The organism is Amycolatopsis nalaikhensis, from assembly GCF_030264295.1.
Lineage (GTDB): Bacteria > Actinomycetota > Actinomycetes > Mycobacteriales > Pseudonocardiaceae > Amycolatopsis > Amycolatopsis nalaikhensis.
The window spans coordinates 3,391,113-3,410,958 of record NZ_CP127173.1 but is presented as its reverse complement, the minus strand read 5'-3'; the positions used below and the strand labels follow the sequence as shown (position 1 = coordinate 3,410,958).

Annotated in this window: 20 protein-coding genes and 1 tRNA gene; 16 read left to right on the top strand and 5 right to left on the bottom strand. The window is 69.4% G+C overall.

Annotation, left to right across the window (positions count from 1 at the left end):
* Positions 1-13: 13 nt before the first annotated feature.
* Positions 14-1,768: a hypothetical protein gene (locus tag QP939_RS16945; protein WP_285457740.1), complete on the top strand. Its 1,755-nt coding sequence runs from the start codon at positions 14-16 to the stop codon at positions 1,766-1,768.
* Between the two features lie 59 nt (positions 1,769-1,827).
* Here QP939_RS16945 and QP939_RS16940 read toward each other — a convergent pair whose 3' ends face one another.
* Complete coding sequence (locus QP939_RS16940; RefSeq protein WP_285459768.1) at positions 1,828-2,553, bottom strand: NAD(P)-dependent oxidoreductase; 726 nt, start codon at positions 2,551-2,553, stop codon at positions 1,828-1,830.
* A gap of 215 nt (positions 2,554-2,768) precedes the next feature.
* On the bottom strand, positions 2,769-3,626 hold the full coding sequence (locus QP939_RS16935) for a P-loop nucleotide/nucleoside kinase family protein (RefSeq protein ID WP_285457739.1): 858 nt from the start codon (positions 3,624-3,626) through the stop codon (positions 2,769-2,771).
* A 216-nt stretch (positions 3,627-3,842) separates the two neighbouring features.
* On the opposite strand from QP939_RS16935, the gene QP939_RS16930 reads away from it, so the two are divergent.
* The 14 genes from QP939_RS16930 to QP939_RS16865 all read left to right on the top strand — a co-directional run bounded on the left by QP939_RS16930 (position 3,843) and on the right by QP939_RS16865 (position 14,408).
* Positions 3,843-4,022 (top strand): hypothetical protein, encoded by a 180-nt coding sequence (locus QP939_RS16930; protein ID WP_285457738.1) that lies wholly within the window; start codon positions 3,843-3,845, stop codon positions 4,020-4,022.
* A gap of 40 nt (positions 4,023-4,062) precedes the next feature.
* Positions 4,063-4,344, top strand: a complete 282-nt coding sequence (locus QP939_RS16925; protein ID WP_285457737.1) for a hypothetical protein — start codon at positions 4,063-4,065, stop codon at positions 4,342-4,344.
* Positions 4,345-4,454: 110 nt separating this feature from the next.
* On the top strand, positions 4,455-4,715 hold the full coding sequence (locus tag QP939_RS16920; protein ID WP_285457736.1) for a hypothetical protein: 261 nt from the start codon (positions 4,455-4,457) through the stop codon (positions 4,713-4,715).
* 85 nt (positions 4,716-4,800) lie between these two features.
* Positions 4,801-5,046, top strand: coding sequence for a hypothetical protein (locus QP939_RS16915; RefSeq protein ID WP_285457735.1), 246 nt, complete (start codon positions 4,801-4,803; stop codon positions 5,044-5,046).
* Positions 5,043-5,339, top strand: coding sequence for a hypothetical protein (locus QP939_RS16910; protein WP_285457734.1), 297 nt, complete (start codon positions 5,043-5,045; stop codon positions 5,337-5,339). The genes QP939_RS16915 and QP939_RS16910 overlap by 4 nt, the downstream gene beginning before the upstream one ends.
* Positions 5,336-6,439: a hypothetical protein gene (locus QP939_RS16905; RefSeq protein ID WP_285457733.1), complete on the top strand. Its 1,104-nt coding sequence runs from the start codon at positions 5,336-5,338 to the stop codon at positions 6,437-6,439. The genes QP939_RS16910 and QP939_RS16905 overlap by 4 nt, the downstream gene beginning before the upstream one ends.
* Positions 6,440-6,452: 13 nt before the next feature.
* Positions 6,453-8,642 (top strand): zonular occludens toxin domain-containing protein, encoded by a 2,190-nt coding sequence (locus QP939_RS16900; RefSeq protein WP_285457731.1) that lies wholly within the window; start codon positions 6,453-6,455, stop codon positions 8,640-8,642.
* Positions 8,643-8,879: 237 nt separating this feature from the next.
* Positions 8,880-9,347: an NUDIX domain-containing protein gene (locus QP939_RS16895; protein WP_285457730.1), complete on the top strand. Its 468-nt coding sequence runs from the start codon at positions 8,880-8,882 to the stop codon at positions 9,345-9,347.
* Entirely contained in the window at positions 9,344-10,282 is a 939-nt protein-coding gene (locus QP939_RS16890) for a bifunctional DNA primase/polymerase (RefSeq protein WP_285457729.1), read from the top strand. Before QP939_RS16895 ends, QP939_RS16890 begins: the two co-directional genes overlap by 4 nt.
* Positions 10,282-11,061, top strand: coding sequence for a DNA cytosine methyltransferase (locus QP939_RS16885; RefSeq protein ID WP_285457728.1), 780 nt, complete (start codon positions 10,282-10,284; stop codon positions 11,059-11,061). Before QP939_RS16890 ends, QP939_RS16885 begins: the two co-directional genes overlap by 1 nt.
* Positions 11,062-11,078: 17 nt before the next feature.
* The gene (locus QP939_RS16880) at positions 11,079-12,128 is read left to right on the top strand and encodes an AAA family ATPase (RefSeq protein WP_285457727.1); all 1,050 of its coding nucleotides are present in this window, start codon (positions 11,079-11,081) and stop codon (positions 12,126-12,128) included.
* A 208-nt stretch (positions 12,129-12,336) separates the two neighbouring features.
* Positions 12,337-12,570 carry a helix-turn-helix domain-containing protein gene (locus QP939_RS16875; protein WP_285457726.1) on the top strand — a complete coding sequence of 78 codons (234 nt, stop codon included), beginning with the start codon at positions 12,337-12,339 and terminating at the stop codon, positions 12,568-12,570.
* Positions 12,554-13,759: a site-specific integrase gene (locus QP939_RS16870; RefSeq protein WP_285457725.1), complete on the top strand. Its 1,206-nt coding sequence runs from the start codon at positions 12,554-12,556 to the stop codon at positions 13,757-13,759. The genes QP939_RS16875 and QP939_RS16870 overlap by 17 nt, the downstream gene beginning before the upstream one ends.
* 118 nt (positions 13,760-13,877) lie before the next feature.
* A complete protein-coding gene (locus QP939_RS16865; RefSeq protein ID WP_285457724.1) occupies positions 13,878-14,408 on the top strand; it encodes a hypothetical protein in 531 nt (176 codons plus the stop codon).
* A gap of 172 nt (positions 14,409-14,580) precedes the next feature.
* On the opposite strand, the gene QP939_RS16860 is transcribed toward QP939_RS16865, so the two are convergent.
* Positions 14,581-14,654 (bottom strand) — tRNA-Thr (locus QP939_RS16860).
* Between the two features lie 133 nt (positions 14,655-14,787).
* Between QP939_RS16860 and QP939_RS16855 the strand changes: the two genes are divergently transcribed.
* Entirely contained in the window at positions 14,788-16,452 is a 1,665-nt protein-coding gene (locus QP939_RS16855; protein WP_285457722.1) for a hypothetical protein, read from the top strand.
* Positions 16,453-16,504: 52 nt separating this feature from the next.
* On the opposite strand, the gene QP939_RS16850 is transcribed toward QP939_RS16855, so the two are convergent.
* Positions 16,505-17,710, bottom strand: coding sequence for a DNA polymerase III subunit delta' (locus tag QP939_RS16850; protein WP_285457720.1), 1,206 nt, complete (start codon positions 17,708-17,710; stop codon positions 16,505-16,507).
* The gene (locus QP939_RS16845) at positions 17,707-19,821 is read right to left on the bottom strand and encodes a bifunctional MFS transporter/dTMP kinase (protein WP_285457719.1); all 2,115 of its coding nucleotides are present in this window, start codon (positions 19,819-19,821) and stop codon (positions 17,707-17,709) included. The genes QP939_RS16850 and QP939_RS16845 overlap by 4 nt, the downstream gene beginning before the upstream one ends.
* Between the last annotated feature and the right edge of the window lie 25 nt (positions 19,822-19,846).

Below are 19,846 nucleotides of genomic sequence, written 5' to 3'. Positions count from 1 at the left end.
CGACAATGGTGGCGTGGACGAGACGCAGCCTTCACCCCTGCTGACCGACTTGACCGAACTCGAGCAACAAGTAGTTAGCGCCGCCCGACGCGGGGAGTCTGCCAAACCCTCGACCCCGATGGCGGTAGAGGGGCTAGCGGTGACCGCTGATCCCGACCTACGGGTACGAGCCGAACTGCTCCGCGATCTGGTCCGTGGCCTGCACGGCGACCTCGACCCCCGCGGAATCAGAGTGGAGGGCGTGCGGATCGTTGGAAAGCTCGACCTCGATCACATCACCGCTGTCACGGGTTTGAGCTTGCGACAATGTGCGCTCCTGGACGGCATCCTTTGTCGTGATGCGGACTTCCACTACCTACAGCTGGACTACTGTCTGCTCACCCACCTTCACGCCGACGGCCTCCGTACCAACGCGACCCTGAATATGCGGGGCGCCACCATCGTCGGAGCCAACGAAGACGGCGCAATCCGACTGCCCGGCGCCCACATCCGCGGCCAACTTGGCCTCGATCGAGCCACCGTCATCAACACCGCCGGCCCCGCACTGCACGCCGACGGCCTCCGCGCCGACTCCAACGTGTTCATGCGGGACGCCACCATCAGCGGCGCCGGAGAACTCGGCGCGATCCGACTGCTCGGCGCACACGTCGGCGGCTCGCTCGAACTCGATCAAGGCACCACCATCACCAACTCCACCGGCCCCGCACTGGTCGCCGAACGCATGCGCGCCGATATGGGCCTTCTAATGCGGGACGCCACCTTTAGCGGCGCCGGAGAACTCGGCGCGATCCGACTGCTCGGCGCGCACATTGGCAACTCGCTCGAACTCGATCGAGCCACCGTCACGAACGCGACTGGCCCTGCATTACACGCCGAACGCCTCCGCGCCGACACCAACCTGTTCATGCGGGACGCCACCATCAGCGGCGCCGGAAAACTCGGCGCGATCCGACTGCTCGGCGCACACATCGGTGGCCAGGCTCTACTATCCGTGTCCAGAGTGGACAACAGCTCAGGCCCGCTTCTAGTGCTGCACGAGGTGCAGATCGCTGGGTTGTTGCTTTTCCCGCCAGCGGTGGTGTGCGCCGCCGGTCGGCAGGAAGTGAGCCGCCATCGTTGCCCCGACAGCGACCGCACCATCACAGCCCACGGACTTACCTACACCAGCCTGCAGGAGATTTCGTGGCGTCAATGGCTGCATCTGCTGGTCCACCACACCATCGCCTACCGGCCCCAACCCTTCCAACAGCTCGCCGCGACCGAGCGCGCCGCTGGCCACGACAACAACGCCCGTGAAGTGCTAATCGCTCAACAACAAGACCTCCGCCGCCGCGCTCCTCGCGCTCTGGGCAACAGGCTCGCGCTCGGGCGGCACGCGTTGTGGGGGTGGCTCGGCCGCTACGGCTACCGCGCCCACCGCCTCGTCATCGCCCTCGCCGTTGTTCTCGCCTTCGCCGCCGGACTGAGCCTGGTCGCCGGGCATGTCACAACCCGGCCCGGCCATCAAGCCGCCGAACGCGTTCCACCCGCCACTGCGAAGCCCGACGCCACCGGCACTCCGTGCACGCCGGTCGAACTCATCGGCCTTGGTATCGACCGTGGGCTGCCTCTCGGCGCGACTGGTCTGCGTGCCCGCTGCGACCTCGACACCGCCACCCGATGGGGCCAAACCTTCACAGTGATCCTCTGGGTGCTTCAAGCCCTGCTCTGGGGCCTGGCAACCCTCGCCATCGCCGCATACACCGGACTCGTCCGCAAACCCGCCTGACAACCGCCACCGCAGGGCCGTCGTCGTAAGGACGGTCAAGCCAAGACCAGGACAACGGTTCAGCCGTGCTGCACAGCGTTGGACGGCCTCTCACCCCTCAGAAACGCGGCGATCTGCTGCGCGGCAACCTCATAGCAGAGGCGGTTGGTCCCCGGCACGGTACGGGCGGAGTGAGGACTGATCACGGCACCCCGCTGCGCCCACAGTGGATGATTGTTGGGTAGGGGCTCCGGGTCGGTTACGTCGAGCGCCGCGCGCAAACGGCCCGACGCCAGCTCTACGAGCAGCGCGTCCGTATCGACGATTTGGCCACGGCCAGCGTTGACCAGGATGGCGTTGTCGTCCATCAGCTTAAGGAACCTTGAACCGACTAGTCCTCGCGTCCTCTCGGTCAAGGGAGCCGTGATCACCACGATAGTGTGACCCGATACAACTTCAGGCAACGCGGCCGCCCCGAAAACGCCATCCCGAGCACGCGAGGCGACAAGCGTGGAGTCCACTCCAAACACTTCGAGCCTTCGCGCGACCTCACGTCCGATTGCGCCAGCACCGACAATTAGCGCTTTTTTACCCGCCAAAGTGTCCGCCTCAAACTGACGGTGCGCCCACACGCCCTTATCTTGAAAGCGAACCAGTGTGGGCCATTGGCGAAACTGCGTCAGCACCGCAGACAAGACCCATTCAGCGACAGGGCCGGCGTGAGCGCCCCGCGCAGTCGCTAAAGTAACCCGAGCGGACACATCCGCCGACCATTCGTCAGCGCCCGCGGATAGGAGTTGCACCATCTGAAGAGATCCTAGTTGCGCGAGTAACCGGATGGGCCGATGACTGCTGCGGTAAGGTGGCAAAAGAACAGTAGCGTCCGCTTGGCTCGACGTCAGCTTCGCAACATTCGGGCCGTACGGCACAACCTCGACACCCTGAAGGTCACCGAGGATTTCGTGGCCGACAACGTCGTCCGCTTCGTCGCTAACGAGAATCTTCACCGGAGCAGCAGCCATTACTTCCCTTTGCCGTTCAGCGCGAGCTGGTCGATGAGCTGACGCGCCTGCACAGCCATGACTCCCCCAGAAACCGAGTTGTCAATCACGACATGAGGAACTGGGGGGCGAAATTCGACATTTACGCCTTCCATGTACCCCTCCCAGTCGGCAAGCTTCGTGGCGTCGCGCGGCGCGTTGCGATGACGGACATACGTGTGCATCGTATCCGCGTCACAGTAAACCCAGACGATCGTCAACTGAGCACCAAGGTTGCGACACAGCAACTCCCGCTGTCGAATCCAACCCTCATCGGCAAACTCGCGAACAAACGGCGCAGTAACGATCGAATTGTTCCCGCATTGCAGGTTCTCGGTCATTGCCTCAAGCAGCGAGTCATACTCGGCCGGCCTGATCTTGGTTAGGTATGTCTCAGACTCACGGTCATTCCTCGACAGGCCCTGCATCTCAAGCGCCGCTTCAACCACGAACCGAGTCAGGGTGTCCTTGTCGAGCATTGGCCAACCGGTCTCGCGCGCCAGAATGCGCCCCAGCTCCGTCTTCCCGCTGCCGGCATAGCCGCCGATCATGACCACCTGCGGAGCCACGGGACGAACCTCCCCGCGAATCTCCTGATCTGGCGCGTTCACCGTGCGGGCGGCTCTCGGCTTGCTGACCACTAGCCCCTTCTTGGCGAGCAGGTCCATCGCTTCGTTGATCGTGAAGACGCTCACGTCCCACTCTTGCGCCAGCTCACGAGACGACGGCAGCCGCTGACCGTGCCGTAGCCGGCCAGCTTCGATGTCGTTCTCGACGTTCCGGGCGATCTGCTGCGCGAGTGGCTCAGACCTAGCCACAGGCGACCTCGGGCGCGACATGCCTACTCCTCGCCGGGCGGGTAGCCCATCGGTTCAACTGAACGGTCACCGTATCAGAACCTATCAGTTGGTCGCCATGTTCCCGCAGGTCATGGCCCACTTTTGTCCAATCTCGCGCCTAACAGTTGACCTGCGAACCATTCAACTGTTCGCTTCTTGGTGGTCCGGGTCACTCCGGCCGAACCGCAAGGTTCACCACCGCACAAGGAGGCAGCGATGGCACGGAAGCAGCAGGGGCTCCCGGTCCTGAAGACCGGTTCTGGTGTCGGTCGGAAGCTCATCGGCTTGGTCGTGGTGGCCGCGGCGCTGACGTTCGTCGTGTCCTCGCCGCTGGAGGCGGCCGACCACGTCCGCCACGTCGTGCACAGCCTGACCACGTTCTTCAGCTCGCTCTGACACCTCACCGACCAGCACGTTTCTTCGAGAGGACTCCGCAATGGACACCAACGTCAACCGCCGCCGGATCGACGCCGCCGTGTCGGCCACCGATGAGTTCGCCGGCGAGGCCGTCTACCCGGACGGGCTGACCGAAGCCGACATCGACGCGCTGTTGCAGGACGTCTACGGCGAGCTGGCCGCCGACGAGCACGCCGCGGAGCGGGCGGTCCGGCACGACTTCAACGACCAGCGCCGGGTGAGCCGGGCACAGCGCCGCGCGGCCCGTAGGGCGCTGTGGGCGCTGCCGACGACTTGGACGTTCGAGGGCGAGGCTGCGTGATGGCCGCTCGCCTGCTGATTCACCCCGACGCGGCGGCCCACTCCGCCAAGAACGCGCCGACCGCGCCGGGTTCCACCGCCCAGTCACGAACCCGCACGGAGGAACACCAGATGGTAGACACCACCGCCCCGGCTCACGAGGTCGCTTACACCTACACCCCGGCCGAGCTGAACCGCCTGATCTCCCGCGAGCTCGCCGGCCGCCTGCACGAGCTCGGCATGTCGCTGATGTCCAACGCCGCGTTCCTGCTGGCCAATGACACGGTGCCGGCCGCGGTCAAGCGGGACCGCGCCCGGGTCTACCTCGACGTCTCCGCGCAGCTGCGGTTGCTGGCCCTGGCCGAGTTGGACGGCATCGGAGGTGCCCGATGAGCGACTCCGGCGCCTGGCACGACGCCGTACAGGCCGGCCAGGAAGCAGTTGAGAAGGCGCGGCGCGAGGCAAAGGAGAGGTCCCTGTGAACACCTTCGAGGTATTGCAGGAACGCGGAACCCTCGCGCTGCTCCGGTTCGCCGGCACCGTGTGCCTGTTCCTGGGCCTGCACCTGATGCGCATTCCGCTGGTGATCGCCGAACGGATCCTGGCCGGCGTGCTGGTCCGGCTCGACCAAGCCGCCACCCGGCAGGCATCGCAGCCGCCGCGCCGGCGCGTCAACCAGTTCTTCCCCGCAGGTTTCCCGACCGGGCAGGAGGTGCCCCGATGAACGTCCCCACCGAGAAGCGGACCCGCCTGGAGCAGGCCATGGAGTGGGCCGTGTGGCACTTCGGCGAGCTGGCCGGCGTGCTCGGGCCGCTGGTCCTGGCCGTGATCTTCACCCCGTGGTTCGCCCTGGTGTCCGCGCTGGTCGCGGCCGGGTGGGCGGTACACGAGGTGCGCGACCACCGCGAGCGGGCCCGGCTGCGCGCCGGCACCGCGGAGCGCAAGCAGCTGCCGGCGACGCCGGCCGCCACCGACGACGAGACGACCAACCACCAGAGCCGGGAGGTGACCCGATGAGCACGTGGGCAGAAGAGCGCCGCGCCAACCACGCGGCCACCGCGGAGCAGCGCCGCCAGGACGCGGCCGCCGCGACCGATCGGAAGCTGCGCGAGCAGTCCGCCCGCGCCGAGCTGCGCCGCGCCGACGCCGCGGCCGCGGTGAAGCTGGCCGACAAGCAGCGCGAGGCCAACCGGGCTCGCCGAGCCGCCGCACTGGCCCGCGTCGCCGGCTGGCTGTCGACGAACCGGGTGCGGCTGCCGATCTACCTACTCGCCCTGGTCTCCGCCGGCATGGCCGTGCCCGCGATGGCCGGCTACGGCCTCGCGACCTACGGGGACGCGACCGGCGCGGCGCTGCCGGCGCTGTCGGAGCTGGGCATGTGGGCGTTCGCGCTCGCGGTGGAGGTCACCCGACACCGCCACCCCGAGCGGCCGGTGTGGGCACTGCAGCTCGGGACGTGGCTGTTCGCCGGCGTCGGGTTCGGCCTGAACGTCGTGCACGGCCTGGGCCGTGGGTGGGACGCCGCGGTGGTGATGGGCATCGTGTCCGTCGCCGGCGTCATCGCGCATCAGCTCGCCGTCGCCTCGCCGCCGCGCTCACCGGCGGAGCGGGCCGCCGCTCGCATCGAGCGGCAGGCGCTGCGCAAGGTCGCCCGGGTCCGTCGAGCCGCGGTCCGCACCGCCGTCGCGGAGATCGCCGCGGACGGCACGGCGCGGCTGGTGTTCACCCCGGGCCGCTACACCCTCAACGGCCGCCAGCTGGCTGCCGTGGTTGACCTCGACGCCCACACCGCCGATGTGCTCGACGACGAGATCGCCGCGTTCTTCGCACAACTGGACCAGGCCCCGCGAGCCGATGACGGGCCGATCTCCGATGCCCCGATCCTGACCCTCGATCGCCCGGCGGACCAGCCGAAATCGACCCGCAAGCCCCGACCGCCGCGCGCCCCGAAGACGCGCTCGATCGAGGACCTGCGCGCCGCGTTCACCGCCGCGATCGACAACCCCGACGTGGCGATCAACCCGACGTCTGCGGAGTCGATCCGCAAGACGCTGCACTGCGCGCCGAAGTACGCCCGCCAGCTGCGCGACGAACACGCCAACCCGAACCGCAAGTGAGCCGGAGGACCCGATGAACGAGCACACCGAGCAGACCCCGGCCGCCGGCGAGCTGGCCACCGTCCACCGCCTGCCCGTCACGCAGGAGCAGGGCGAGGTGATCGAAGGCGAGATCGTCACCGACGAGGAATACCAGCGGCTCACCTCGCAGAAGGCGCGGGCGATCGCCCGCTACCGCGGCTACGGCCACGACGTCGTGACCGCCGCCCGCACCGCCCGCAACGTGGTCAAGCACGAGCGCACCAAGACCGCGTTCCGCCACGGCATCGCCTACCCCACCGCCGGGGTCAAGGTGGTCGTGACCCGGTGGCGCGACACCCACGGCGCGAACCGCTACGAGCGCCAGATGCGCGCCGCGGAAGCCGCAGGTGACCAGGAGATGCTGCGCTACTGGCAGGAAGCGGACGTGTCGGAGAAGCAGCGCCGCCACGACCGCACGATGGACTGGCTCCGCGCCCCGGGGCAGTGGATCAAGGCCGCCGTCATCGGTTCCGTTGGCGTGACAGGGTTTCTGCTGATCCTGGGCATCATCCTGGCGATCAACGACGGCGAGATCAGCGAGATCCTGACGCCCATCACCGCCGTGTTCGACGCGGTCGCGTTCGTGGTGTGGTTCCTGACCACCTACGGCGTGCTGCTGCTGGTCGCCGGCACCGTCGTGGGCGTCGGCTACCTCTACCAGCAGGGCCGCACCCACGGCGACATGCCGCAGTGGCTGGCCAAGCCGGTCGACGGCGACACGATGGACGAGCTGCCCGACGAGAACACCATCCTGAACGCGCTGAAGAACCTGAACATCCCGGGGTTCAACCGCGCGGTCAAGGAAGGGTGGCGGGTCAAGTTCATCACCCCGCCGCACGTGGACGGCAAGGGCTGGCGCGCGCAGGTGGCGCTGCCGCCGGCGTGCCCGGTCGAAGAGATCGTCAAGCGCAAGACCACGTTGGCACACAACCTGGTCCGCTACCCGCGCGAGGTCTGGCCGACCGAACCGCAACCGTCCATGTTGGACCTGTGGGTCGCCAAGCCCGGTGCCCTCTCCGGCCCGGTCGACCCGTGGCCCCTGCTCGCGGACCTGGACAACGCCACCGCCGACTACTTCACCGGCGTCCCGGTGGGCGTGACGCTCAAGGGCGACGTGGTGCGCGGCCGGCTGTTCGAGGCGAACTACGCCCTGGGCGGCATGATGGGCTCGGGCAAGTCCACGCTGGCGATCAACCTGGTGCTGGGCGCGATGCTGGACCCGGTGGTGGACATCGACGTCGTGGTCATGGCCGAGAACACCGACTACGACCCGATGAAGCCGCGGCTTCGCACGCTCACCACCGGCGCCGGTGACGAGACCGTAGACGCGTGCCTGAACCTGCTCTACGAGCTGTACGACGACCTGTCCGTGCGCGGCAAGGCACTCAAGGAGCACGCAACCGACCGCGCAGTGACCCGGGCGCTGGCCGAAAAGGACGGACGGCTCCGCCCGCGCGTCGTGGTCATCGACGAGTGCCAGAACCTGTTCATGGGCAAGGACGGCAAGAAAGCGATCGAGGTCGCGTCCAAGCTGATGAGCACCGCGCGCAAGTACGCCATCACGCTGATCTTCCTCACGCCGGAGCCGTCCAAGGACGCTCTCCCGCGCAAGATCACCTCTGTGGCCAGCAACAAGGCGTGCTTCGCCATCGGTGACCAGATGGCCAACGACGCCGTGCTCGGGACCGGGTCCTACAAGGCCGGGATCTCCGCGGTGGGGCTCACGCCGAAGACGGACGAGGGTCCCGGCGACGTCGGCACCTGCATGGCGCGAGGCTTCACCGCCAAGCCCGGTCTGCTCCGGTCATTCTATGTCTCGCCGAAGGACGCGCACGCGGTCACCAAGCGCGCCATGGTGTTGCGTGAGCAGACGGCGCTGCCCGCCGGCCCGGACGCGCCGGCCCCAGCCGGCCCGGTCGATCACCTCGCGAACATCTCCGGCGTGCTCGGCACCGAAGCGCGGATGCGAACGCAGGAAGTGCTGCAGCGGCTGACCGAACGCGACCGCGGCACCTACGGCGAGTGGAGCTTCGCCGACCTCGCCGGCGCGCTGCCGGAATCGGCAAAGCCGTACAAGACCGGCGGGCACATGCAGGTCTCTGCCGCCCGTGTCCGCGATGCCATCGCGGAGCGTGACGAGGATGGCGAGTTCGACGGCGACGAGACCGAGGGGACCGACTGAGGGAGGCCGCGAAGTCCGGGGAGTTCTCCCTCACCGCCTCCCCGGACTCGCCTCCCTCACCTGACCAGCAACGACCCTGACCAGGGAGGCAAGGGAGCCACCCGCGCAAACCCCCTGATCACGGCCCGAAACCCCTACCTCAACACCCCGTGACGCGCCTCCCTCCCGGGATACCGCGCCTGCCGACCCTACCCAAAAACAGGCACACAAAGTCACCAACCGAAAGGTTCACCCGCGATGGAACACACCCACGACACCCCCGAAACGGCCCGGCTCACCGCGGACGTGCTCGCGTTCGCCCGCCGCAACGACGTCTGGAACATCCTCATGATCCAGCGCCGCTGGGACCCCTTCGCCGGCCGATGGGCCTTCCCGGGCGGGCACGTCGACCCCGGCGAGACCTTCCGCGCCGCCGCTGCGCGCGAGCTGACCGAAGATACCGGGCTCCGCGCCACCGACCTGCGACAGCTCGGCATCTACGACCGGCCCGACCGCGACCCCCGCGGCCGCTACATCACCGTCGCGTTCTTCACCGTCGTCCGCCGACCGGTCAAGCCCACCGCCGGCGACGACGCCGCCGTCGCCGTGTGGATGCCGCTGTCGTGGCTGGCCCGCAACCGCGACGCCATCGCGTTCGACCACGCCGACATCCTCGCCGACGCCACCGCCGTCTTGGCCCGCTTCACCCCGGAGGTGCCCCGATGAACCAGACGACCACAGTGGACGCCGCGCTCGACGCCGCTGCCCGCGGCTGGCACGTCTTCCCGCTGCGACCCGGCACCAAGCGCCCCGCCGGGCACCCGGAGGACCGGTGTCCCGGCACGGGCCGGTGTGCCGGTGGGCACCGCACTCCGGAGCAGCGCGCCACCACCGACCCGGACAAGATCCGCGCCGCGTGGACGCACGCCCCGTACAGCATCGGCGTGGCGACCGGCCCGTCCGGGCTGTGCGTGCTGGACCTCGACACCGCCAAGCCCGGCGAGGACATCCCGCAGCGGTGGGCCGCGGCCGGCGCGAGGTGCGGGGAAGACGTGCTCGCCGTCGTCGCCGACGAGGCCGGCCGCGAGCTGCCCGGCGACACGCTCACCGTCCGGACGCCGTCCGGCGGACTGCACCTGTACTACCGGGTGCCGGCTGGCGTGGTGCTGCGCAACACCAGCGGGGAGCGGGGGCAGGGGCTCGGCTGGAAGGTCGACACCCGCGCGTGGGGCGGCTACGTCGTCGGCCCCGGCACGGTCACCGACGCCGGCCGCTACGAGTTCGTCTGGGACGGGCCAGTGGCGGAGCTGCCGGCGTGGCTGGTCGACCGGCTCACTCCGGCACCACTGCCGGCCGCGCCGGTGGTGCCCATCCGCCCCGCCGGTAGTCGGCGCTCCCGCTACCTCGACGTCGCGATCCGGGCGGAAGCCGGGAAAGTCGCCAACGCCAAGGACAACCGCAACGCCACGCTCTACGCCGCGGCCGTGGCGCTCGGGCAGCTGGTAGCTGGCGGAGCGCTCACCGAAGACGAGGTGCGCGCGGCACTGATGACCGCGGCCGGACGGCACATCGGCACACGGCACTTCACCGCCCGCGAGGCCCACAACGCGATCAAGTCCGGTCTACGCGCCGGCGCCAACCGCCCGCGGAAGGTCGCCTGATGACCCTCAACGTCCTCTCGCTCTTCTCCGGCATCGGCGGCCTGGAACTCGGGCTGGAACGGGCCGGGATGACCACCGTGGGCCAAGTCGAACTCAACCCGTTCTGCCGCACTGTCCTCGCACGCCACTTCCCGGAGGTACCGCGCCATGACGACGTTCGCACTGCACCCGCCTGGTGGCGTTCCCAAGCCCGGCCTCGCGTCGACGTGCTCGTCGGCGGCTTCCCCTGCCAGCCCTTCAGCTCAGCCGGACTCCGTCGCGGCATCGGCGATCCCCGCTGGGGATGGCCCTGGATGCGAGACGCCCTGGACGCTGTTCGACCTCGATACATCCTCATCGAGAACGTCGCCGCGCTGCTGGGGTACGTGGAAGCGTTTGCGATCGTCCTCGACGACCTTTCCGAACGCGGGTTCGCTGTCGAGTGGTCGGTTGTATCAGCGTGCGCCTTGGGTGCCCCACACTCACGACGACGCCTGTTCGTACTGGCCTACCCCGACGGCGTCGATGGGCCGGCGGGGTTGGGGGTTGGGGACGGGCGGGCGCTACTCGCCCGACACCGAAGCCAGGGTCCGTGGCGTGATCCAGTCGATGGGTTCATGGCGGCCCGAACCCGCCCAGGTGGAGTGGCTGATGGGGTTCCCGCCGAACTGGACGGCCCCCGTATCACCGCTCTCGGTAACGCCGTCGTCCCCAGGGTCACCGAACGCCTCGGACGCCTGATCCTCGCCCACCACGCCTCGTACGCCGGACACACGCCGGCTCTGCAGACCGCGGCCTGAACCACCAGGGAGACATCATGACCACGTCCCGGCCGCTGGCCGCCGTGCCGGCACCGCCCTCCCGCCGCACCCGCTGGACCGATGCGGAGCTGATCCGAGAGGAGTTCCCACCGCCGAAGTGGGCCGTGCCCGGCCTGCTCGCGGAAGGGCTGAATCTGCTGGCCGGTGCGCCGAAGCTGGGCAAGTCGTGGCTGTCGCTCGGACTCGGGGCCGACATCGCCAACGGCGACCAGGTGCTGGGCTCGATCGAGGTGGAGCGCGGGCCAGTCCTGTACTGCGCGCTGGAGGACACCGGCCGGCGGTTGCAGCGCCGGCGGCGGCAGATGCTCGCCGCCGGCGGCCGGGCCGCGCCGCTGCTCACCCTCGAAACCGCCTGCCCCACCATGACCAACGGCGGAGACGCCGTGCTGGTCGAGTGGCTGGAGGAGAACCCGCACGCACGACTGGTCATCATCGACACCTACGAGAAGATGCGCGGCTCCGACGCCTCGGGCATGTCCGCCTACGCCGGCGACTACGCCGCGGCCAGCCGATTCAAGCAGCTGGCCGACCACTACAGCGTCCCGTTCCTGCTCATCCACCACGTCCGCAAGCAGGGCGCGGAGGACTGGCAGAACCTCGTCTCCGGCACCAACGGCCTGACCGGCGCGGTGGACGCGACGCTCGTACTCGAGCGCGGCCGCGGGCAGGCGGACGGCGTGCTGCACGTGACCGGCCGCGACGTCGAAGAAGCCGACTACGCCATGTCCTTCGACGCCACCGCCGGCGCGTGGACCAAGCTCGACGGCCCGGCCGCCGACCACCTGGTCGGCGACACCCGCGCGCAGATCCTGCGCCTACTGCGCGACCACGGACCGCTCACCCCGAAGGCGATCGCCGAAGCACTCGACGCCAACCCGGGCACCATCCGCCAGACCTGCAAGCGCATGGGCGACGCCGGCCAGCTCGCCCGCACCGTGGACGGCATCTACAGCGCGCCGGGTGCGAGTGACACCGGCACCACACCGCCCCTGTCACACCTGTCACCGGTGTCACCCCAGGCCGCTGACCAGCCCGATTCCGAGTGACACCCCGAGTGACAGCTTCGCCAGCTGTCACAGCGCCGGCGCGGGGTGACACCCGCGACCACTCCGCCCCTGTCACACCTGTCACTCCGTCACCCCACGTCGCCTGACCACGCCAAACCGGAGTGACACCTGAGCGACACCAGCCGAAAGGAGCACATGTGTTCATCGCCTCGACCGACCTGCAGCACGACCCGAGGGGACACACCCGATGGACGCCACCATCACGCCGGCCGCGGTACCCGCGCGGCACCTGTACACGGTCGACGAAGCCAAGCGCCTGCTTTCCATGAGCCGCTCGGTGATCTACGAGCAGTTGCGCGCCGGACGCCTCGGGTCCGTGAAGCAGGGCCGGGCACGGCTCATTCCGGCGAAAGCCATTCAGCAGTACGTGGATCTTCTCATCAGCGAAGCGGAGGTGACCGGCTATGGCAACGCGGCGTAGTCGTGGGGACGGCGGGCTCTACTGGGATGAGTCGCGCCAGCGCTGGACCGCGGAGGTCACCGTTGGTTTCCGGCCGAACGGTAAGCGCATCGTACGGAAGGCACGCGGCAAGACGAAGACGGAAGCCAAGACCAAGCTCAAGGAACTGCTCAGCGACGTCGAAGAGGGCGCGGTCAACGCGTCGGCTGGCTACACGGTCGCGCAGGCGGTGAACGACTGGCTGGACAGCTACGGGCGGGGCGAGCGGGACCCGAACACGGTCAAGGCTGTCCGGTCGCTGGCGAACAACCACATCATCCCGGCTATCGGCGCTCGACCGCTGGTGAAGCTCGACGTGGACGACGTAGAGGAGTGGCTAGCGGAGAAGGCGGAAGTGCTGGTCACCTCGACCCTGCGCAATCTGCGCTCCATCCTCCGGAGGGCGATCAACCGCGCCCAGGTGCGCAAGCGGGTTCGGCACAACGTGGTGCTGTTGTGCGAGGAGCTGCCCGCCGGCAAGGGGGCTGGCCGGCCGTCGAAGGCGCTCACGCTCGCGCAGGCCGAAGCCGTACTCACCGCGGCGGAGTCGTCGCCGATGCGCGCCTACATCGTGGTGTCGCTGCTGACCGGCGCACGAACCGAGGAGATGCGGCCGCTGACGTGGGATCACGTGGACCTGGTCGGTAAGCCGGACGTATCGCCGGCGATCCCGCCGAACGTCAAGGTGTGGCGTTCGGTCCGCGCTAAGGGCGAGACGAAGACGCGGAAGTCCCGGCGCACGCTGGCGCTGCCTGAGCGGGCTGTGAGGGCTCTGGAGGACCACCGGGTGGCCCAGCAGGCGGTGAAGGCCGTCGCGGGCGACGACTGGCGCGAACAGGGCCTGGTCTTCGCGACCAACGTCGGCACCGAGCGAGACGTCAACAACGTCCGACGGGACTTCCGCCGGGTGATCAAGGCGGCTGGGCTCAAGCCGACGCAGTGGACGCCCCGGGAGCTGCGGCACAGCTTTGTGTCGATCCTTTCGGACGGTGGGATGCCGATCGAGGAGATCTCGCGGTTGGTCGGGCACAGCAGCACAGCCGTGACGGAGCTGGTCTACCGGAAGCAGATCAGGCCGGTGGTCGAGTCGGGGGCAAGGGCGATGGACCGACTTTTCCCCGCGACGGGTGCAGCCGCGGAAGTTTCTTCCCCCACCAATCAGGCATCGTGACCACTCACCAGACGATTGCCAGGCCGCGCCCGGACTGTCGGGGGCGGCCTGGCCTAGTCTCTCGCCTTGCGCTCTAGCAGTGCTGGAATCCAGATTCCAGCACTGCTAGAATCTAGTCATGACGCGAACGCCTGCCGAGCAGCTCCTCCAAGCTATCGCCGCCCTGGAGGCGATCGACGACCCCCAGGAGCAGGCCCTACGCGGCCACCAACTCCAGGAAACGATGAAAGGGGCAACCATGCAGGTTCGACGCATTACCGACGCAGCCGTCGCGAAGCTCCGAGAGACTAAGCCGCTCGCTGAGGTCGCCGACCTGCTGGGCGTCAGCAACAAGCGGATCAGCCAGATGGCCACCGGCCGGCACGGGGTCAACCGTCGACCACCCAGCACGATCTTCGCTGTCCAGATCATCGGGGAGGACACCTGGCATGGCCAGCCGGACGCGCTTCCGCCCACCGAGTACCAGACGACCACCTGGCAACCCAAGACCGGCACGGGCAACCGGTTCGACGGCAAACTTCTGGAAGTGCGCTACGGGCCAGTCCCCGACAACATCCCGCCGAGCTATTACACCTACACCACGGTCGACGGGAAGCGTATGAGGCCAACAGCAGCCGTCCACGACGTCATCTTCAGCTCAGACGAGTAGTCCCAGCGCTCGGGTGTGCCCAGTCGGGTCGCGCTGGACCGGCTTTCCCCGCGACGGGTGAACCTGCGGAACTTTCTTCGCCCACCAACCAGGCGTCTTAGTCACCCACTTAGTCACCCACCAGACGAGTCAGGCCCCATCCGATGTGCTTCGGATGGGGCCTGACCTGCGGAGCCGCCTAGGGGAATCGAACCCCTGACCTATTCATTACGAGTGAATCGCTCTGGCCGACTGAGCTAAGGCGGCATGTCTCCGGCTCGCGCTGGCGACGATAGCAAGTGTAGCGGAGGCTGTGCGCGTCACTTTCCGGGGGGACCGTCGTTAGGGCCCTATGACGTCGGTCTCACTCCCCGGTCGACCTGTCTGGAGGCTCTGGCACATGCGGCGAAGACTGCCCCGTTCGGTGGCCCTGCCGGCGGCCGCGGCGTTGTTGCTGTTCAGCGCGACGCCCGCGAACGCCGACCCCACCTATCCGACGACGCCGATCCCGCAGCCGGCGCATCCGGGGCAGGCGCCGATCTCCGCGCCGACCGGGCCGCAGCCGCTGGGGCAGGCCGTCGGGGACGCGGGGACCGCGCTCGGCATCATCCGGCTGCTGCCCAACGCCGTGCCGACGAGCACCATCCTCCCCGGGTTCGGGCAGACGCTGCCGAAGCAGTCGGCGCTCGAGGCCGGGATGGGCTTGTCGAGCGCGTCGGCGAACTCCGACGCCTACCTGAGCTACGAGAAGGCGATCGCGCAGGCGTCGCCGTTCGGGCTGTCCGTCGGCGGGAACGCGCCGCAGACGCCCGGCAGCGTCGTGCAGACCGCGTTGCCGGACAACCCGCAGCCGATCAGCGGTGGCCTCAACGCGCCGTCGAACCCGCTGCTCAACGTGGGCCTGCTCAACGGGAGCGCGCACGCGCGGTGGAGCGAGACGCTCGGCCCGTGCGTCGACACCATCGCCGACGCCAGCACGTCGGTGGCGAGCCTGTCGCTGCTGAACGTCATCCCGTCGATGCCGAACCTCGGGCTGGACGCGCTCAAGCCGAAGCTCGACCCCGGCTCGCTCGCGAAGGGCTTCGACCTGACGAAGGGCCTGCAGAGCCTCGGCGGCCTGCTGCAGGGCGGCGGCCAGACCGCGGCGAACGGCACGGGCTCGCTGCTGAGCCTGCCGAACACGCTGTCGTCGCGCTCGCAGGTGAAGCTCGTCGACATCCCGGGCTCGAAGAACAAGGCCGTGCAGTCGACGTCGACCCTGCAGGCCGCGGACATCGAGATCCTCAAGGGCACGCCTCTGGCGCTCAGCGTCAAGGTGGTCAGCCAGCCGACGCTGAAGGTGACCTCCACCGGTGACGCGAAGACGTCCAAAGTGGACTACACGGCGCCGGTGCTGAGCATCCAGGCGGCCGGGAAGACGCTGTACACGCTGGATGCCGCGCACCCGACGAAGGACATCCCGATCGGGCTGCCGCTGGCCGGGCTGAGCGACCAGTTCGGGCAGGTCGACGACATCCCGGTGGTCGGCGGGCTGGTTTCGACGCTCACCAAGGGCGTCCAGCAGGTCGGCAACACCACCGGCACCGTGCTCGACCTCGGCGTGCTGCGGTTGAGCATCGCCGGGCTGGACCAGAAGTCGGCGAACATGACCACGCCGTTCAAGGGCTTCCAGCTGGGCGCGTCGGCGCGGATGTTCGACCTGCAGCTGCTGCCGACGACCAAGCTCAAGAGCCTGCTGCCGGACGACCAAGCGAAGAACCTGCCGTCGTCGCTGGCCCAGCTGTCGCTCGGCGAGCAGGTCGCGCGGGCTTACGCGCCGACCGGCGGCGTGGTCTGCGGGACCGCGTCGACGCCGCCCGCGGGTGGCCAGGCGCCCAAGGGCCCGACGAAGAACCTCGCCTACACCGGCGGTGCGTACGACACCGTGCCGCTGTTCTGGACGGGCACCGCGATGCTGCTGCTGGGCGTCGTGATGGTCGCCGCGATGCCGGGCACGCGACGGCGTCCGCTGGCCGTGGCCGTCGAGGAGAAGCCGTTCAAGCCCTCGCCGCGTCCGCGCGACTGACCCGAGGGGTGTGAAGGGGCCCGCCAGGTGCGCCTGGCGGGCCCTTTCGTGTTCAGCCCTGGCGAAGCGTCGTGACCATCGCTTCGACGGCGATGCGCGGCTTCACGTTCAGGTCGATCGCCTCGCGGCATTCGAGGACGGCTTCGAGACGGCGCAGCGTCGACTCCGGCGTCCACGACGACGCCGCTTCGCGGATCTGGTCGGCGTGGTCGGGGTGGTTGAGCGTCGCGCCGGAGCGGGTCGTCGTCACCAGGACGTCGCGGTAGAAGCCCGCGAGGTCGACCAGCGCGAGGTCGAGCGTGTCGCGCTGGGTGCGCGTCGCGCGGGACTTCTGCTTCTTCTCCAGCTGCTTGACCGCGGCTTCGGCGGCCCGCTTGGCGCCCGCGACGCCCTTGCCGACGCCGTCGCCGCCCATCGCCGTGCGCAGCTCGTTGCGCTCGTCTTCGTCGCGGGCCTTGCTCGCCTCGCCCGCGTCCGCCTCGGCCGCGCTGATCAGCTGGTCGGCGCAGGTGAAGACGTCGCTCATCCGGCGGAGGCCGAGCGGGATCCGCAGCACGGTCGCGCGTCGCTGCCGCGCGGCCTCGTCGGTGGCGAGGCGGCGCGCGCGGCCGACGTGGCCGCCGCACACCGAAGCGGCCCACTGCGCGCGCTCCGGGTCGACGTGGTCCCGGCGCACCAGCACGTCCGCGATCGCCTCCGGCGGCGGCGTCCGCAGCGTCACCAGGCGGCAGCGCGAGCGGATCGTCACCGAGACGTCTTCGGGGTGGTCCGACGGCGCGCAGAGCAGGAACACCGTGCGGTCCGGCGGTTCCTCGACGGCCTTCAGCAGCGCGTTCGACGCGCCTTCGGTGAGCCGGTCCGCGTCTTCGATGATCACGACCTGCCAGTTGCCGGTCGTCGGGCGGCGCGCGGCCGCCTGGACCAGCGCGCGCATCTCGGCGACCGAGATCGACAGGCCTTCCGGCACCACGAGCCGGACGTCGGCGTGCGTGCCCGCCATCGTCGTGTGGCAGCCGGGACAGGCGTCGCAGCCCGTGCCGGTGCTGCACTGCAGGGCCGCGGCGAACGTCCGCGCGGCCACCGAACGGCCGGAGCCGGGCGGGCCGGTCAGCAACCAGGCGTGCGTCATCGCGCCCGGCGGGGCGGGCTCGCCGGCGATGATCTTCGCGGCGGCCGAAGCGGCCGCGCTCAGCGTTTCGACCGCGGGCTCCTGGCCGACCAGCTGGTTCCAGACCCCGATGCGTTCGGTCGTCGTCACTTCGCCTCCACGCGAGGCTCTTCCGGGGTTTCGACGGGCAGGGTGTCCAGCGGCAGGGTGACCGGCTTCTCGGTCGTCGGCGCCAGCGCGGCCAGCCGCCCGACGAAGACGGCGCGCAGCGCGGTGCGGATGCGCTCGGCGACCTCGGCGTCGGTGCCGTCGGCGTCGATCACGACGTAGCGCTCCGGGTCGGCCTCGGCCATCTCGGTGAGCAGGTGCTGGACGCGCCACTGGTCGTTCAGCGCGGCCGACTTGTCGCGCGGGGCGCCGTTCGGGGCGGAGTCCAGCAGGACGGTCAGGTCCGGGCGCAGCCGTCCGGTCGCCCAGTCGGCGAGGCCTTCGAGCTCGTCGCTGTCGAGCCCGGCGACGGCCGACAGGTGCGCCAGCGGCGAGTCGACGAAGCGCTCCATCACCACGACCGAACCGGCGTCGAGCGCCGGCTGGACGTGCCGCTCGACGATGTCGGCCCGCACCGCGGCGGCGGCCAGCGCCTGGGCCCGCGCCCCGGTGAGCGAGGCGCCGGAGACCAGGGCGGTGAGCCGCTGGTCGTCGAGCGCCGGATCCGCGGCGAGGACGACCGGCCGGGTGCCGCCGCGCATCCAGTCGGCGAGGTTGACGGCCTGGATCGCGGTGTTGATCGCGGTGGTGCCCTCGACGGCGATGAGGTAGCCGTTGACGCGCCGCGGCGTGCGGCGCAGCGCGTTGCGCAGGTCGGACAGGATCGGCTCGGTGCGCTTGTCGTCCATCTGCCGGTACGCGAAGAGCCCGGCGACCAGCGCGATCGCGGCGCCGCCGAGCATCACCGGGCGCGTGCCGTCGATGCGGAGTTCGTTGCCCCACACCGTGACGTTGCGCTGGTGCACCAGCCCGACCAGCAGCGGCACGGTGACCGTGGTGCCGAACAGCACGAGCTTCATCATCAGCTGGTAGATCGCGTTGATCCGGCCGCGGATGGCGTCTTCGACGCGGGAGCCGATGATCGTGACGCCGGTGAGGAACGCCGTCCCGGCCCAGATACCGACGAAGAACACGCCGACCAGCGCGATCGTCAGGTGCGGCGACAAGGCCACCACCAGCAGCGAGAGCGCGGCAGCGATGATCGAGATGCCGAACAGCCGGTCGTGCGCGAGCCGCCTGGCGAGCTTCGGCGCGGTGGCCATGCCGGTCGCGAGCCCGAGGAACACGGCGAGGACCAGCAGGTTGAACGCCGAGTCACCGGCCAGCAGGCTCGAGGAGTACGGCTTGGCCGAGCCGATCACGGCACCACCGGCGGCGAACGCGCCGAACGCGCCCACCAGCAGGCCGCGCACGAGCGGCGTGCTGCGGATGAAGCGGAAGCCGTCGGCGATCATCTGGCCGACGCCGAACTTCTCTTCGTCGGCCGCCTTGACCTTCTGCTCCGGCAGCGCGTGGACGTTGCGCAGGGAGAGTTCCGGGATCCGGGTGGCGATGAGGATCGCGCTGGCCAGGTAGAGCAGGCCGGTGATCATGACGACGAGCTTCGCGATGCTGAGGCTCGCGTCGTCGTTGGGGAAGAAGTGGAACGTGGTGTTGACGCCGGTGATGATCGCGTTCGCGCCGGCCGCGGTGATGACGGCGAGGCCGTAGGTCATCACCATGCCGAGCTGGTTGGCCGTCTCGACCTGGTCGGGACGGCGGAGCAGGTTGGGGACCGCCGCCTCTTTCGAGGGGATCCACATGCTCGACGCGCAGCCGACGAGGAAGTTCCCGGCGAGCAGCCACCAGGGCGCGCTGACGATCGCGATGGACAGCAGGAAGCCGCACCGCAGCAGGTCGGCGATCACCATGACCTTGCGGCGGTCGAACCGGTCCGCGAGCAGCCCGCCGATCGGGGCGAACAACAGCCCCGGCGCGAGCCCGGTCAAGACGACGCCGACGAACGCGAAGTTCTGCGCGAAGTAGTTGTCGGTCAGCTTCGTGGCCAGGCCGGTGAGGGCGAGGATGTTCAGCCAGTCGGCCACGCTGCACAGGTACGTGACGCCCCAGAGCCGCCGGAAGGGTTTGATCGCCAGCACCCGCCGGACCCGGTTGATCGTGGACGCCTCGGCGCCCGACGACGCACCCGGGCCGGCCCCGGGTACCGATCGCACGGCCTCGCTGATACGCCCACCCCAC